13 protein-coding genes and 1 pseudogene are annotated in these 13,777 nt (G+C 77.0%); 5 read left to right on the top strand and 9 right to left on the bottom strand.

The window, feature by feature from the left end:
• Positions 1–581: 581 nt before the first annotated feature.
• Positions 582–1,841, bottom strand: a complete 1,260-nt coding sequence (purD, locus tag ACYVO2_RS07475) for a phosphoribosylamine--glycine ligase (protein WP_461006812.1) — start codon at positions 1,839–1,841, stop codon at positions 582–584.
• A gap of 268 nt (positions 1,842–2,109) precedes the next feature.
• On the opposite strand from purD, the gene ACYVO2_RS07480 reads away from it, so the two are divergent.
• Complete coding sequence (locus ACYVO2_RS07480; protein WP_461006813.1) at positions 2,110–2,907, top strand: SLATT domain-containing protein; 798 nt, start codon at positions 2,110–2,112, stop codon at positions 2,905–2,907.
• Positions 2,908–2,984: 77 nt separating this feature from the next.
• On the opposite strand, the gene ACYVO2_RS07485 is transcribed toward ACYVO2_RS07480, so the two are convergent.
• The 3 genes and pseudogenes from ACYVO2_RS07485 to ACYVO2_RS07495 form a co-directional block, all read right to left on the bottom strand.
• Entirely contained in the window at positions 2,985–3,635 is a 651-nt protein-coding gene (locus ACYVO2_RS07485) for a hypothetical protein (protein WP_461006814.1), read from the bottom strand.
• 88 nt (positions 3,636–3,723) lie between these two features.
• Complete coding sequence (locus ACYVO2_RS07490; protein WP_461006815.1) at positions 3,724–4,422, bottom strand: GntR family transcriptional regulator; 699 nt, start codon at positions 4,420–4,422, stop codon at positions 3,724–3,726.
• A 47-nt stretch (positions 4,423–4,469) separates the two neighbouring features.
• Positions 4,470–4,622 (bottom strand): annotated as a pseudogene (locus tag ACYVO2_RS07495) (aspartate aminotransferase family protein); the annotation flags it as partial.
• 137 nt (positions 4,623–4,759) lie between these two features.
• On the opposite strand from ACYVO2_RS07495, the gene ACYVO2_RS07500 reads away from it, so the two are divergent.
• Both ACYVO2_RS07500 and ACYVO2_RS07505 read left to right on the top strand, forming a co-directional pair.
• The gene (locus ACYVO2_RS07500) at positions 4,760–5,425 is read left to right on the top strand and encodes a DJ-1/PfpI family protein (RefSeq protein WP_461006816.1); all 666 of its coding nucleotides are present in this window, start codon (positions 4,760–4,762) and stop codon (positions 5,423–5,425) included.
• A 47-nt stretch (positions 5,426–5,472) separates the two neighbouring features.
• On the top strand, positions 5,473–5,931 hold the full coding sequence (locus ACYVO2_RS07505) for a MarR family winged helix-turn-helix transcriptional regulator (protein WP_461006817.1): 459 nt from the start codon (positions 5,473–5,475) through the stop codon (positions 5,929–5,931).
• A gap of 42 nt (positions 5,932–5,973) precedes the next feature.
• Here ACYVO2_RS07505 and ACYVO2_RS07510 read toward each other — a convergent pair whose 3' ends face one another.
• Positions 5,974–7,257 (bottom strand): adenylosuccinate synthase, encoded by a 1,284-nt coding sequence (locus tag ACYVO2_RS07510; RefSeq protein WP_461006818.1) that lies wholly within the window; start codon positions 7,255–7,257, stop codon positions 5,974–5,976.
• A gap of 132 nt (positions 7,258–7,389) precedes the next feature.
• On the opposite strand from ACYVO2_RS07510, the gene ACYVO2_RS07515 reads away from it, so the two are divergent.
• Positions 7,390–8,340, top strand: coding sequence for a diacylglycerol kinase family protein (locus ACYVO2_RS07515; protein WP_461006819.1), 951 nt, complete (start codon positions 7,390–7,392; stop codon positions 8,338–8,340).
• Complete coding sequence (locus ACYVO2_RS07520; RefSeq protein WP_461006820.1) at positions 8,334–9,458, top strand: methyltransferase domain-containing protein; 1,125 nt, start codon at positions 8,334–8,336, stop codon at positions 9,456–9,458. The genes ACYVO2_RS07515 and ACYVO2_RS07520 overlap by 7 nt, the downstream gene beginning before the upstream one ends.
• Here ACYVO2_RS07520 and ACYVO2_RS07525 read toward each other — a convergent pair.
• From ACYVO2_RS07525 to ACYVO2_RS07540, 4 genes are read right to left on the bottom strand one after another with little or no spacing between them, the layout of a single operon-like run.
• Positions 9,425–10,087, bottom strand: a complete 663-nt coding sequence (locus ACYVO2_RS07525) for a response regulator (RefSeq protein ID WP_461006821.1) — start codon at positions 10,085–10,087, stop codon at positions 9,425–9,427. The genes ACYVO2_RS07520 and ACYVO2_RS07525 overlap by 34 nt on opposite strands.
• Entirely contained in the window at positions 10,084–11,445 is a 1,362-nt protein-coding gene (locus tag ACYVO2_RS07530; protein WP_461006822.1) for a sensor histidine kinase, read from the bottom strand. Before ACYVO2_RS07530 ends, ACYVO2_RS07525 begins: the two co-directional genes overlap by 4 nt.
• On the bottom strand, positions 11,442–12,767 hold the full coding sequence (locus tag ACYVO2_RS07535) for an acyltransferase family protein (protein ID WP_461006823.1): 1,326 nt from the start codon (positions 12,765–12,767) through the stop codon (positions 11,442–11,444). Before ACYVO2_RS07535 ends, ACYVO2_RS07530 begins: the two co-directional genes overlap by 4 nt.
• Positions 12,760–13,752 (bottom strand): alpha/beta hydrolase, encoded by a 993-nt coding sequence (locus ACYVO2_RS07540; protein WP_461006824.1) that lies wholly within the window; start codon positions 13,750–13,752, stop codon positions 12,760–12,762. The genes ACYVO2_RS07535 and ACYVO2_RS07540 overlap by 8 nt, the downstream gene beginning before the upstream one ends.
• Positions 13,753–13,777: the final 25 nt, after the last annotated feature.

Raw genomic sequence — 13,777 nt, forward strand, 5'->3', positions numbered from 1 at the left:
GGGGCGCACTCCGCGTCGCGCGTCCCACCCGGTCGGCGAGAAACGCTCCCACGAGCCCTTCGGGCGCGCTGTGTGCGCCGTGCCCTCGCCGTCCATTGCTACGCGACACCGACCGCGCCGTCCACTCCACTGTGACACCACGCCCTGACACTGTGTATCGGAAGCGCGGTGCGGCGCGGTGTCCGCTCGGTCCTTCCGGCCCTTCCGGTCGGGACCCATTTCCTGAACGAGCTTGCCGGGCACCCTAGTTGCGGCCCGCCGACGGCGTCAGCACATTACCCGCCGGTTCACCCGATGGGATGGTCCGTCCGGGTCAGGGCGGCAGCGGTCCGCGGGGCGGTGCAGCGCCGCTGCCTGGGGGCTTGCGGGGGCCTGCGGGACGGCACCCGGACACGGGGCCCGGCCGGGCGGCTCGCGGAGGGCGGCGGCGGCCGGTGATGATGGTCGGCTCCGCCGAACGGGGCCCCCAGCCTGCGGGAACGCGGGCGCCCCGGGCGCCGGGGTGCCCGCTCCGGCGGGCGGGCGCCGCCCCAGGACGCCGCGGCCGCCGAGGGCACCGCCGTCCCGGAGGCGCCGCCCGCTCAGGCGCCGGCGTCCTCGGCGGCCGCGCGGGCGATGTCCGTCCTGTGGTGCCCGCCCGCCAGGCCGATGCGGGCCAGGGCGCGGTAGGCGCGGGTGCGGGCCTCGGCGAGGGTGGGGCCCGTCGCGGTGACCGACAGCACCCGGCCGCCCGCGCTCACCACCCGGCCGGCCTCGTTCCTGCGGGTGCCCGCGTGCAGGACGTAGGCGTGCTCCTCCTCGCGCGCGACCTCGTCCAGACCCTCGATCGGGTCCCCGGTACGCGGGGTGCCGGGGTAGTTGTGCGACGCCAGGACGACCGTGACCGCGGCGCCGTCGCTCCAGCGCAGCGGCTCCTGCTCGTCCAGGCGGCCGGTGGCGGCCCGCAGCAGCAGCCCGGCCAGGGGGGTGCGCAGCCGGGCCAGCACGACCTGGGTCTCGGGGTCGCCGAACCGCGCGTTGAACTCCACCACCCGCATGCCGCGGGAGGTGAGCGCCAGCCCGGCGTACAGCAGCCCGGAGAACGGGGTGCCGCGGCGGCGCATCTCGTCCACGGTGGGCTGGAGGACGGTCTGGAGCACCTCGTCGACCAGCTTGGGGTCGGCCCACGGCAGCGGCGAGTAGGCGCCCATGCCGCCGGTGTTCGGGCCGGTGTCGCCGTCCCCGGCGCGCTTGAAGTCCTGCGCGGGCGTCAGCGGCAGCACGGTGACGCCGTCGGTGACCGCGAACAGCGACACCTCGGGGCCGTCCAGGTACTCCTCCACCACGACCCGCTCGCAGGCGGCGGCGTGCGCGAGCGCGGCGGCGCGGTCCTCGGTGACGACCACGCCCTTGCCCGCGGCGAGGCCGTCGTCCTTGACCACGTAGGGCGGGCCGAAGGCGTCCAGGGCGGCGGCGGCCTCGGCGGCGTCCTCGCACACGTAGGAGCGGGCGGTGGGCACGCCCGCGGCGGCCATGACCTCCTTGGCGAACGCCTTGGAGCCCTCCAGGAGGGCGGCCTGGCGGCCGGGGCCGAAGCAGGCGATGCCGCGCTCGCGCACGGCGTCGGCGACACCGGCCACCAGGGGGGCCTCGGGGCCGACGACCACCAGGTCGGCGCCGAGTTCCGCGGCCAGGCCGGCCACGGCCGCGCCGTCGAGCGCGTCCACCGCGTGCAGCGCGGCGACCTCGCCGATCCCGGCGTTCCCGGGGGCGCAGTGCAGGGCGGTGACGTCGGGGTCGAGCGACAGGGCGCGGCACAGGGCGTGTTCGCGGGCGCCGCCGCCGATAACGAGGACCTTCACGCCGCACAGCGTAGCCCGTGGCCCCGGCGGGCTCGCCGTTCGCTCTTTCGGGTGACTCGGGCATGGCCTTGATACCGGATCGGTGCTGTCTGCCGGGCCGACACGCCGGGGGGCGGGTGACGGGCGTCAGCCGTTCGGCGGTAAGAAGGTGCCTTTGCGAGGGGAGTGGACGAAGGGGACGCGCGACGCCGGGCCGGGTCCGGTGGCGGGGCCGGGGCGCGGGTGCGGCCCGGGGGTCAGTCAGAGGTCGAGTCACAGGGAGTTCAGGGTGAGCCAGCCGGAGATGCAGCCCGACGAGGCTCCTCGGCGCAAGCGCGCCCACGAGGAGGGGGACGAGGACCGCAGGGGGCTCGGGGCGCTGCGCAGGCGGCCGGGCGAGTACCGCCGCGGCCCCGGCGACCTGCGGCCGCTGCCGTTCCCGGTCGGCGACTGGGGGGAGCCCGCGCAGCGCCTCGACGGTCTCTACCGCTGGGCGGAGGCGCGGGCGCTGCGCACGGCGGACTGGTATCTGCGGGACCGGGTGTGGAAGCGGCGGGGCGCGCGGGCGCTGCGCCTCGCGGCGGTGGTGTTCGCCGCGGTGGGCGCGGGCCTTCCGCTGGTGGCGCTGACCGGGAGCCTGGGCGGGGACGGCGAGTGGGGGTTCGTGGCGCTGCTGGCCGCGGCGGCGTGCGTGGGCGCGGACCGGTACTTCGGGCTGACCTCGGGCTGGATGCGGGACGTCAGCACGGCGCAGGCGGTGCAGCGCAGGCTGGAGGCGTTCCAGTTCGAGTGGGCGGCGGAGAGCGTGCGGGAGGTGCTGGGGCCGACGGAGGGCACGGCGAGCGAGGCCGCGGAGCGGTGCCTGGGCGTGCTGCGGCGGTTCTGCGAGGACGTCTCGGAGCTGGTGCGGTCGGAGACGTCCGAGTGGATACTCGAATTCCGCTCCTCGCTGGTGCAGTTGCAGACGCAGGCGTCGGCGGCGTGGGAGACCCGCCCCGAGGTGGGCCCGGCCCCGGCCAGGGCGCAACTGCTGCCGGGCAGCCGGGCGAGCATGCCGCGGCAGCGGCCGCCGGAGCCGCCGCGCTGAGCGGGCGGGCCCACCGCGGGCGGGCGGGGCCCCGTGGGGCGCTGCCCCGTGGGGCGGGGCCCGCCCGCACGGCTCCCCTACGAGAAGATGATCATGGAGCCTTGGCCCAGGCTCCTCGTGGCCGCGGCGTGCAGGCCCAGCCAGACGTGGCGCTCCCGGGCGAACGGGCTGGCGTCGTAGGGCGCGGGGGCCGCGGGCTCGTCCAGCTCGGTGGGCGCCGGGGGCGGCGGCGGCAGCGGGGGGTTGTGCGGGTCGATGCCGAGCGCCGGGGCGATGGCCTCCAGCTCGCGCAGCAGCCCCTGGGCGGAGCCCAGCGGCCCGCCGGAGGCCAGCAGGTCGTCGTCCACCAGCGGCGCGGGGAAGTCCACGGGGACGTAGGCGCCCGCGTGGTCGTAGTGCCACACCAGGTGGGAGCCGGCAGCCGCGGGCTCGAACATCTCCAGCAACTGCGAGTAGTCGCTGCCCAGGTGCCCGTCCACCGGGGTCACCTCGAGCCCGGTGAGCTGGAGCAGATAGGCGCGGCGCAGGAAGTGCAGCGCGTCGTAGTCGAACCCGGCGACCGGCGCGATCTCGCCGGACAGGCCCGGCATGTAGCTGAAGACGGGCACGGGCGGCAGGCCCGCGCGCTCCAGCGCCCGGTTGTACAGCGCCAGGTCCTCGTGGAACGGGTTGTCGGGGCTGTGGCAGAGGACGTCGACCAGCGGGACGAGCCAGAGGTCACAGGCCACGTGGGCTCCTCATCGGCGGAGTTCGGGCGGGCACGGGGAGGGTCGGCCAAGATTACTGCTGCCCAGGTACCGGCCGCTCGAGTCGTCCTCACCGCGGCTGCCGGCCCGGCCCGCTCCCCTCCAGACGGCGCATCAGCTCCAGGGAGCCGCTGTGGAACTCCCCGATGAGGTCCTGCGCCCGCTTCAGCTCGCCCGCCGAGAGCGCGTCCACCAGCGGCACGTGGTCGTGCCACCACAGCGCCGCCAGGTCCCGCTGCCCCCGCAGCAGCGGGACCGTGTACAGCCACGACTGGACCCGCAGCCGGTCCAGGAAGTCGCCGATGTGCCGGTTGCCGATGAGCGCGTTCAGCTCCCGCCAGAACCGCAGGTCGCAGCCGATCAGCACGTCCAGCTCCCCGGCGAGCACGGCCCGGGTGGCGGCCTCGGCGCGGCGCCTGGCCGTGGTGAGCACGGCATCGGGCCAGTCCCGGTCCGCCTCGCCCATGACCCGCCGGAACACGCCCTGGGTGACCAGCACCCGGGCGGCGACGATGTCCTCGAAGTCGGACAGCGTCAGGCGCCGCACCATGAACCCGCGGTGGTGCTGCACCTCCAGCAGCCCCTGCGCCGCCAGGTCCACCAGGGCCTCGCGGACCGGGGTGGCCGACACCTCGTACAGCTCGGCGATCTCCTTGACGGTGAACCTGTCCCCGGCGGGCAGCCGGCCGGTCAGCATCTCGTCGCGCAGGGCGTCGGCGATCTGCTGGCGCAGGCTGCTGCGCTGGACGGGCGCGACGTGTCCCGTCATCGACGGTTCTGCGCGTCGGCGGCGAGCGGGGCGGGTCCCTCCTCGGCCTCGGCCCCGGCGACCGCGAGGGGATCGGCGAGGTCCCGGGCGGTACGGGAGCGGCGGAGGGGCGCGCGGTCGGCGGCCTTGACGGCCCTGCCCGCCGCGGGGTCCGCGGGCGTCGCGCGAAGGCGGCCCGCTGCGGTGTCTGCGCTGGTCATGCCTGCCTCTGCGGTGTCGGCTCAGGCCGGGACGGGGAGCCGCGGTCCCACCGGCCTCACCCTGCCCGGTCATCGCATTCTGTCAGGCACCCGCTCCCCTATTGACAGCATGCTGTCGAATTGACAGGATGCTGCGTATGGAGACGACGGCACAGACCACGAGAGAGCACGGCACCGGGGCGGTCCGCACCGTCCACCTGGCCGTGTACGACACCCTGGCCGACTGGGAGACGGGCTACGCCGTCGCGGGGGTCAACCACCCCGAGGGCCAGCGCGAGCCCGGCCGCCACCGCGTGGTGACCGTGGGCGCGGGCCCGGGCCCCGTCACGACGATGGGCGGGGTGCGCGTCCTGCCCGACATCACGCTGGCGGAGCTGCGGCCGCGGGACAGCGTCATGCTGATCCTGCCGGGCGCGGAGAGCTGGGACACCGGGGACGCCAACGCGCCGTTCGCCCGCAAGGCGCGCGAGTTCCTCGACGCCGGGGTGCCGGTGGCGGCGATCTGCGGCGCCACCGCGGGCCTGGCCCGCGAGGGCCTGCTGGACGGGCGCGCGCACACCTCGTCCGCCCCCGAGTACCTGGCCGCGACCGGCTACGCGGGCGCGGGACACTACCGGGACGAGCCCGCCGTCACCGACGGCGACCTGATCACGGCGGGCCCCACCGCGCCGGTGGCCTTCGCCCGCGAGGTGCTGGCCCGGCTCGACCTGTACGAGCCCGAGCTGCTCGACGCCTGGTACCGGCTGTTCGCCCACTCCGACCCCGGCGGCTACCAGGCGCTCGCGGCCGCGGGACAGTCGTGAGCGGGGGCCGGGCGTGAACGGGGAACGGGCGTGAACGGGGGTCGGGCGTGAACGAGAGAGAGCTGCTCACCGGGGTCGCCCTGACCTCGTTCCGGCTCAACGGGCAGTTCCTGGAGGCGTCCGAGCGGCTCGCCAGGCCCGTCGGGCTCACCGCCACCTGGTGGCAGGTCCTGGGGGCGGTGCTCGGCGAGCCGCTGACGGTCGCGGGCATCGCGCGCCGGATGGGGATCACCCGGCAGAGCGTGCAGCGCGTCGCCGACCTGCTGGTCGACAAGGGGCTCGCCGAGTACCGGCCGAACCCGGCGCACCGCAGGGCGAAGCTGCTGCGCCCCACCGAGGAGGGGCGCGCGGCGGTGCACCGGATCCGCCCCGCGCACGCCGAGCTGGCCCGGCGGCTCGCCGACGAGCTGGGCATGGAGGAGTTCCAGCACACGCTGCGGGTGCTGGGGCGGCTGTCGCGGGCGCTGGACGCGGTGGCGGGGGACGCGGGCGACGCGGGGGCCTGACGGCCGGCCCTCACCCGCCCCCGCGCGGCCGTCCGCCCCGTCTCACAGGAACGGGTTGATCTCGATCGTCTGCGTCCTGCCGGGGCCGACACCGATCGCGGAGATCGGCGCGCCGGACATCTCCTCCAGCGCCCGCACATAGCCCTGCGCGTTCTTCGGCAGGTCGGAGAAGGACTTGGCCTCGGTGATGTCCTCGTCCCAGCCGGGCAGCGTCTCGTACACCGGCTTGGCGTGGTGGAAGTCGGTCTGGCTGTACGGCATCTCGGTGACGCGCTGCCCGTCGATCTCGTACGCCACGCACACCGGGATCCGCTCCCAGCCGGTGAGCACGTCCAGCTTGGTGAGGAAGAAGTCCGTCAGGCCGTTGACCCGGGTCGCGTAGCGGGCGATCACCGCGTCGAACCAGCCGCAGCGGCGGTCCCGGCCCGTGGTGACGCCGCGCTCGCCGCCTATGGTGCGCAGCCGGTCGCCGTCCTCGTCGAGCAGCTCGGTCGGGAACGGACCGGCGCCCACGCGCGTGGTGTACGCCTTGAGGATGCCGATCACCCGGCCGATCTTCGTCGGGCCGATGCCGGAGCCGGTGCAGGCGCCGCCGGAGGTCGGGTTGGAGGAGGTGACGAACGGGTACGTGCCGTGGTCCACGTCCAGCAGGGTGCCCTGGCCGCCCTCCAGCAGCACGACCTTGCCCTCGTCCAGCGCGTTGTTCAGCACCAGCGCGGTGTCGGCGACGTAGCGGCCGATCTGCTCCGCGTAGCCCAGGTACTCCTCGACGACCTCCTCCACGCCGATGGCGCGGCGGTTGAAGAGCTTGACCAGGACCTGGTTCTTGTCGTTGAGGGCCGCCTCGATCTTCTGCCGCAGGATCGACTCGTCGAACAGGTCCTGCACGCGGACGCCGACGCGGTTGATCTTGTCGGCGTAGGCGGGGCCGATGCCGCGGCCGGTGGTGCCGATGCGGCGCTTGCCGAGGAACCGCTCGGTGACCTTGTCCAGGGTGCGGTGGTACGGCGTGATCAGGTGGGCGTTGCCGGAGATCAGCAGCCGGGAGGTGTCCACACCGCGCTGCTCGAGACCGCGCAGCTCCTGGAGCAGCACCGCCGGGTCCACCACCACGCCGTTGCCGATGACGGGGACGCAGCCCGGGCTGAGGATGCCGGACGGCAGCAGGTGCAGCGCGTACTTCTGGTCCCCGACGACCACGGTGTGCCCGGCGTTGTTGCCGCCCTGGTAGCGGACGACGTAGTCCACCGAGCCGCCGAGCAGGTCGGTAGCCTTTCCCTTGCCCTCGTCACCCCACTGAGCACCGAGCAGCACAAGTGCCGGCACAGGCGTACACCCCTTCCGGGCGGGGCATGTCCAACGGCAGAGAGCCGCGAAGGTGGCCCCGGATAGACGAAGCCCCTGGCGCAACAGCGCAAGGGGCTCTTGCACCGAGAGATTACCTGAGGAAGGACCGACGTGTCGGCTCAGCCACCGTCCGGGCATCTGCTGCTGGTCATCGACCCCGCCGCCCGCGCCACCGACGGCGAGTCCGTGCGCGTCGCCAAGGACGTCCTCTGCGCCGGGGCGCAGGTGAAGATCGTGATTCCGGAGTCCGTCGAGGAGCTGAGCCGGGTGCTGGCGCACCGGGGCAGGCGGCGGCCCGTGGTGGTCGGGGACGACCGGGCGCTGCACCGCGTGGTGCACCTGCTGCACGAGCGGCGGGAGCTGGGCGCGGGGGCGCTGGGGCACGTGCCGGTGGGGCCGCCGGAGTGCGTGCCCATGGCCCGCGCGCTCGGCCTGCCCACCTCGCCCGCCGCCGCGGCGCGCGCCGTGCTGTCCGGGGCGGAGCGCCATCTGGACCTGCTGGTGGACGACCGGGGCGGGGTGGTGCTCGGCAGCCTCCAGATCCGCAGCGGCGCCCAGGGCGGGCCGCGGCTCGACGCGTCGCTCGACGGCCTCGGGGCGGCCGGGGGGCCCGCGCTGTGGTCGTCGGCGCGCTCGTTCGTGCGGGGGCTGCGGGTGCCGCTGCCCGGGGGGCACCTGCCGCCGCTGCGGGTGGAGGCCGACGGGGTGCTCCTCGCCGACCTGGACCGGCCGGTGCAGCTCGTCGCCGTCTCCAACGCCTGCCCGCCCGACGGCGAGGCCGACGCTCCCGCCCCCGCCGACGGCGCGCCGGGGCACCCGGACGACGGCCTGGTGGAGGTCACCGTGCGGCAGCCCGCGGGGCAGGGCACGGTGCGCCGGATGTGCGCGCGGGCGGTCACCGTCACCGGGCGCGGCTTCACCTACGCGGCGGACGCGCTGGTCACCGGGCCGGTGCGCACCCGCACCTGGACGGTGCTGCCGCGCGCCTGGCGGCTGACGGTGCCCGCGCAGGACGGGGGCGAGACCGCTCGCCCCGCGGCGGCGGGGGCCGACCCGTGCTAGTCCCGGTCGCCGACGCGGCCAGGCTCGCCGAGGCCCGCGTCGCCCTCCACGCCCGGCTGACCGCGCTGCGCCCGCTGCTGTGCCCGCGGGTGGCCGCGGCGTTCCTCTTCGTGCCCCGCCACCCGTTCCTGCCCTGGCACCAGGCAGTGCGGCCGGCCGAGCCGCCGCTCGCCGAGGCCGACCTGCTGGACGCGCTGGACGTACGGCCGGGGGACCGGGTGCTGGAGATCGGCACCGGCACGGGCTACCGCACCGCGCTGCTGTGCCGCCTGGCCGGGCCCGGCTGCGTGACCAGCACCGACCGCTCCCCGCACACCGTGGCCCGGGCCAGGGAGCGGCTGGCCTGCGTCGGCTACCAGCCGGTGCTCGCCGCCGAGGACCCGGCGCGGGGCCTGCCCGGGCGCGGCCCCTACGACCGGCTGGTCGCGCACGTGCCCGTGCCCCGGGTGCCCGCCGCCTGGCTGGAGCAGTGCTCGCCCGGGGCCCTGCTGGCGGTGCGGGTGGCCGGGGCGCTCGCGGTGCTCCAGGTGGGGCGGGACGGGACGGCGTCGGGGCGGCTGCTGCCCACGGAGACGCAGGGCGCGGGAGCGGGTGCGCAGGGCGCGGGGCCGGGTCCCGCGGGGCCGGATCCCGGGGGGGCGGGTCCCACGGGGCCGGACGGGGCCGGGCCCGGCGGCACGGGGCCCCGGACGGACGGGTGGCCCGGCATCGAGCGGCCGACCGCTGTGCCCGCCCGGGTGCTGCGCGACCCGGCGTTCGCGTTCTTCGCCCGGCTGCACCTGCCCGACGCGGACGTGCGCGACGGCGACCCGCCCGTGTTACGGGGCCGGGACGGCTCGGCGGCCCGGGTGGCCGGCGGCACCGTGACCGTCACCGGGCAGCGGGACCTGTGGGCCGTGGTGGAGCGGGCCCACACGGCGTGGCTGGCCCTGCACCGGCCGCGCCGCGAGTGGTTCGAGATCCACGCGGAGGGGCCGCGCCAGTGGATCTCCTACCGCGCCCCGGGCGGCGCCGAGCACGTGTGGGAGCTGCCCTGCGCCGCGCCGGTGCCGTGGAGCGGGTGGCGGACGGCGCCCGGGCAGGCTCAGCCGCCGGGGGTGACCAGCCCCGCCTCGTAGGCGTACACCGCGGCCTGGGTGCGGTCGCGCAGGCCCAGCTTGACCAGGATCCGGCTGACGTGCGTCTTCACCGTCTGCTCCGCCACCACCAGGCGGGCGGCGATCTCGGCGTTGGACAGGCCCTGCGCGATCAGCGCCAGCACCTCAGTCTCCCGTTCGGTCAGCTCCTCCAGGCGCTGCCGGCGCGGCCCGCGGGGCGTGCCGAGCCGGGAGAACTCGGCGATGAGCCGCTTGGTGACCGCCGGCGCGAGCAGGGCCTCCCCCGCGGCCACCACCCGCACCGCCTCGGCGAGCTGCCGGGCGGAGGCGTCCTTGAGCAAGAAGCCGCTGGCCCCGGCGCGCAGCGCCTCGTACACGTAGTCGTCGAGGTCGAAGGTGGTCAGCACCAGCACCCTCACCTGGTCCCCGGGCCGCCCGGCCAGGCGCCTGGTGGCCTCGATGCCGTCCAGGTTCGGCATCCGCACGTCCATCAGGACCACGTCCGGGCGCAGTTGCTCCGCCTTGGCGACCGCGTCCAGGCCGTCCACGGCCTCGCCGACGACCTCGATCCCGGGCTGCGCGTTCAGCAGCACCGAGAAGCCCTCGCGCACCATCGCCTGGTCGTCGGCGATCAGCACCCGGATCGTCATGCCCCCTCGCTCTCCTTCGCCGGGCCGCGTCCGCCCCGGTCCTCGCCCGGCCCGCGCGGCGGCGCCCCCGGGCCGCCCTCCGCGCCGGTGACCGGCAGAAACGCGGTCACCGTCCAACCGCCCCCGGGCATGGGGCCGGCCCGCAGCGTGCCGCCCAGCATCGCGGCCCGCTCACGCATCCCGAGGATGCCGTGCCCGGTGCCGGGCGGCGCCAGCGGGGGCGGGACGGTCCGCGGCCGGTCGTTGGTCACCGCGACGCGCAGGCCCCCCGCGGTGCCGGCCACCCGGACCCTGACCGGCGCGCCGGGGGCGTGGCGCAGCACGTTGCTCAGGGCCTCCTGGACGATGCGGAACGCGGACAGCTCCACTCCGGGCGGGAGCCGCACCCCCTTGTCGGGGAGGGTGGCCGTCACCGGGACACCGGCGGCGCGGACGTTCGCCATCAGGCCGTCCAGGTCGGCCAGGGTCGGCTGGGGGGCGTCCGGGGCGTCGGCGCCGGTGTCCTGGGAGCGCAGCACGTCCAGCACCCGGCGCAGCTCGGTGAGCGCGGACACCGCGTTCTGCCGGATGGTGGCGAAGCCGGCGACCAGCTCCTGCGGCGGGTCCTGCACCCGGTACGGGGCCGCCTCGGCCTGGATGGCGACGACGGACATGTGGTGGGCGACCACGTCGTGCAGCTCGCGGGCGATGCGGGAGCGCTCCTCGAGCAGGGTGCGCCTGACCCGCTCCGCCTCGGTGAGCGCGGCCTGCCGGGCGAGCTGGGCCCTGGCCTCCCGGCGGCCGCGCACGGAGGCGGCGAGGATCACGACGGCCGTGAAGAGGATCGTGGCGAACAGGGTGTCGTCCGCGAACGGGTGGCCGCTGCCCCAGCCCTTGACGAGGATCGTCACCAGCACGCTGCCCGCCAGCACCTCCGCGGCGATCCGGGGGCGCACTCGCAGCGCGAGGAGCCCGAGCACCCCGGCGTGGACGCACAGCGACGGGACGGTCCACGGCCACGGCGCCGTGGTCTCCCGCAGTGGCGAGGCCGCCGCCCAGGCGGTCACGGTCCCGGTCGTCAGCGACAGCCACCAGGCCGGAACCGGCCACCGCATGGCGAGCACCAGCGCTGTGGCGTGAACGATCGCGAGCGCGTCGGCGATGCCGTGGCCGACCTGGTACCTGCCCCCCAGCTCCTGGCCGCCGGTCTTCGCCAGGAGCATCGCGGTGCCGAGGACCACCGAGTACGGCAGCCACCGGGCCCACCGCGGCCCGGTCATGGGCGGCAGCGGCTGAACGGCCGCGGTGAGCAGGTCCTTCCGCACGGCGCGCGGTGCGGACCTCACCGCGGACAGCGCGCCGCTGAGGGAGACGTTCACCCGGCCAACCCTAGGGACGGCCCCCGGTCGCCGTCGTCACCGGCCGCGGTGATCCGGGAGTAGCTCTCAGGTACTACGCCCGCGGGCCCGGCGGCCCCGGGCGGGCGCGGCGCGTCCCCGGCGGGCGTGCGCCGCGCCCCCGTCTCCCGGCCGTGGAACGCCGCCCGGCACACCAGCAGCACCGCGGCGAACGCGGCCAGCCACGGCAGCCGGGCCGCGACCCAGTCCGGGCCGCCGGGGTGGGTGTGCAGGCCGGGCAGCGGGCCGAGGGGCAGGGTGGTGGCGGTGACCGCGAGCATCGCCGTCTGGTGCCACAGGAACACCGTCATCGCGGACAGGTTCACCGCGGCCACGGCCGCCCACGCCGCCGGGCGGGCCAGCGCCCGGCGCAGCGGGCCGCGCAGCCGCAGGGCGAGGCCGCACTGGGCCAGGCCGAAGGTGACGGCGGCCAGCGTCGGCGGGTTGAGGTTGGACACCTCGGCGCCGGGCACCCCGACCATGCTCGCCGGATAGCCGCCCCACACCACCAGCGCCGCCGTGGCCAGGCCGCCGCACACCAGCAGGCCGAGTCCGCTCCGCCGTCCGGCGAACCCGCCCCTCGCCCACCTGGCGCCCAGGCAGTACGGGACCAGCCAGCCCGCCGCGACGTTCACCCAGCCCGTCCACTGCGGGCCGTCGAGCCGGAACCGGACCAGGTCCACCAGCGCCACCGCGGCCAGCGGCCAGGCCGGGTGCAGCCGGGCCACCAGCGGGGTCGCCGCCGTGAGCGCCGCGAACACCAGCAGGAACCACAGCGGTGAGACGACCAGGCGCAGCACGGTCCGCGCCGTCCGGTACTCCGCGCCGCCCACCAGGAACGCGACCGTGGCGACGCCCCACACCGCGAGCAGCGCGGGGACCGGCCGCAGCAGCCGCCGCAGCCGCCCGCGCAGCCACACCGGACAGCCGGCGCCCCGGGCGCGGGCGGCCGCCCTGCCGCGCACGGCGGCGTACCCGCCGACGAAGAAGAACAGCGCCAGCGTCTGGCACATCCACGACACCGGTGCGAGGTACGGCATCGACCGCAGCGGGCTCGCCCCGGCCAGTCGCCCGCCGCCCTCGTCCACCACGGCGGTGACCAGCCAGTGGCCGAGCACCACCCCGAGCACGGCGAACGCCCGCAGGCCGTCCACGGCCCGGTCCCGGCCCGGCGGGGTGGCGGCGTCGATCCGGCGGGCCCAGGCGCGGAGGCGGGGCAGCCTGAGGCGGGGGCGGGGGCGGGGGACGCGGGGGCGGCGCGGCCGGGCGGACGGCGGGCGCGGCCCGTTCAGCGGCTCACGCACCGGACCCACCGCCCGGCCCGCCCCGCCGCCCGAGCACGATCCCGGCCAGTTCCCGCAGCGGCAGCGAGCCGGGCCTGAGGTAGTCGCCGTGGCCGCCGCCGCCCGCGGGGAAGACGCGGGCGCCGAAGCCGGGCGAGACCGGGTCGGGGCCGAAGCCCAGCGTGGTGCCCGGCAGGCGCACGCGGACGCCGGGGACCGCGTCCACCCAGTCGCCGCCCGCGCGGCCCGCCCACACCCGGGCCCGGGTGCGCAGGTCGGCGGCCCGGCGCACCCCGAGGCCGGGGCTGCCGTAGACGGCGATGTCGGCGGCGGCCAGCCCGTGCGCGGCCCGCCCGCACACCACCGACCCGTAGGAGTGGCACAGCGCCGACACCCGGGCGCGGGGGAACGCGCGGTGCAGCGACGCGGCGAAGGTGCGCAGCTCGCGGGCCCCGTCGTCGGCCCTGCCCGTGGTCAGCGCGGCGGGGCCGAAGGTGCCCGGGGTGTCGTAGCCGAGCCAGGCGACCACGGCCACCGCGGCCCGCGGGTCCTGGCGGCGCAGCTCGTCCCGCAGGGCGCGGGCGCCGCCGCCGGGCGCGGCGTACGGGGTGCCGTGACGGTCGAAGGTGTCCAGGCCGGTGTCGACGCCGGGCACCAGGACGGCGACCCGGCGGGCCGCGGCCAGGTCCCCGACGACCTCCACCGCCCGGCCGTCGCCGCGGGCGTCGAAGGCGAGGAAGCGGCGGCCGGGCGCGGCCATCGCGCGCAGCGCCCGGGCCCGTGACGGGTAGCCGTGGCGGGCGGCGGTGCGGGCGGCCTCGGCGATGTAGGCGCGGTTGGCGTCGTAGCGGGCGTCCAGGGCGGCGGGGCCGACGGCGGGCAGGCGCGGCGGGGCGGGCGCGGGGACGGGGGGCGCCCCTCCGGCCGCGGTCACCGGCACGGCCACCGCGGCGGTGACGAGCACGGCGAGCAGACCCCGGCGCGTCCGGGCGGCGGCGAACCTCATGCGGGTCCTTCCTCTCCTGGCGGCC

Source organism: Streptomyces capparidis, from assembly GCF_054782095.1.

Bases quoted from the DNA above. Each gene is read 5' to 3' on its own strand.
- ACYVO2_RS07525 (WP_461006821.1), bottom strand. From the start codon at position 10,087: ATGACGATCCGGGTGCTGATCGCCGACGACCAGGCGATGGTGCGCGAG.
- ACYVO2_RS07490 (WP_461006815.1), bottom strand. From the start codon at position 4,422: ATGACGGGACACGTCGCGCCCGTCCAGCGCAGCAGCCTGCGCCAGCAG.
- ACYVO2_RS07540 (WP_461006824.1), bottom strand. From the start codon at position 13,752: ATGAGGTTCGCCGCCGCCCGGACGCGCCGGGGTCTGCTCGCCGTGCTC.
- ACYVO2_RS07500 (WP_461006816.1), top strand. From the start codon at position 4,760: ATGGAGACGACGGCACAGACCACGAGAGAGCACGGCACCGGGGCGGTC.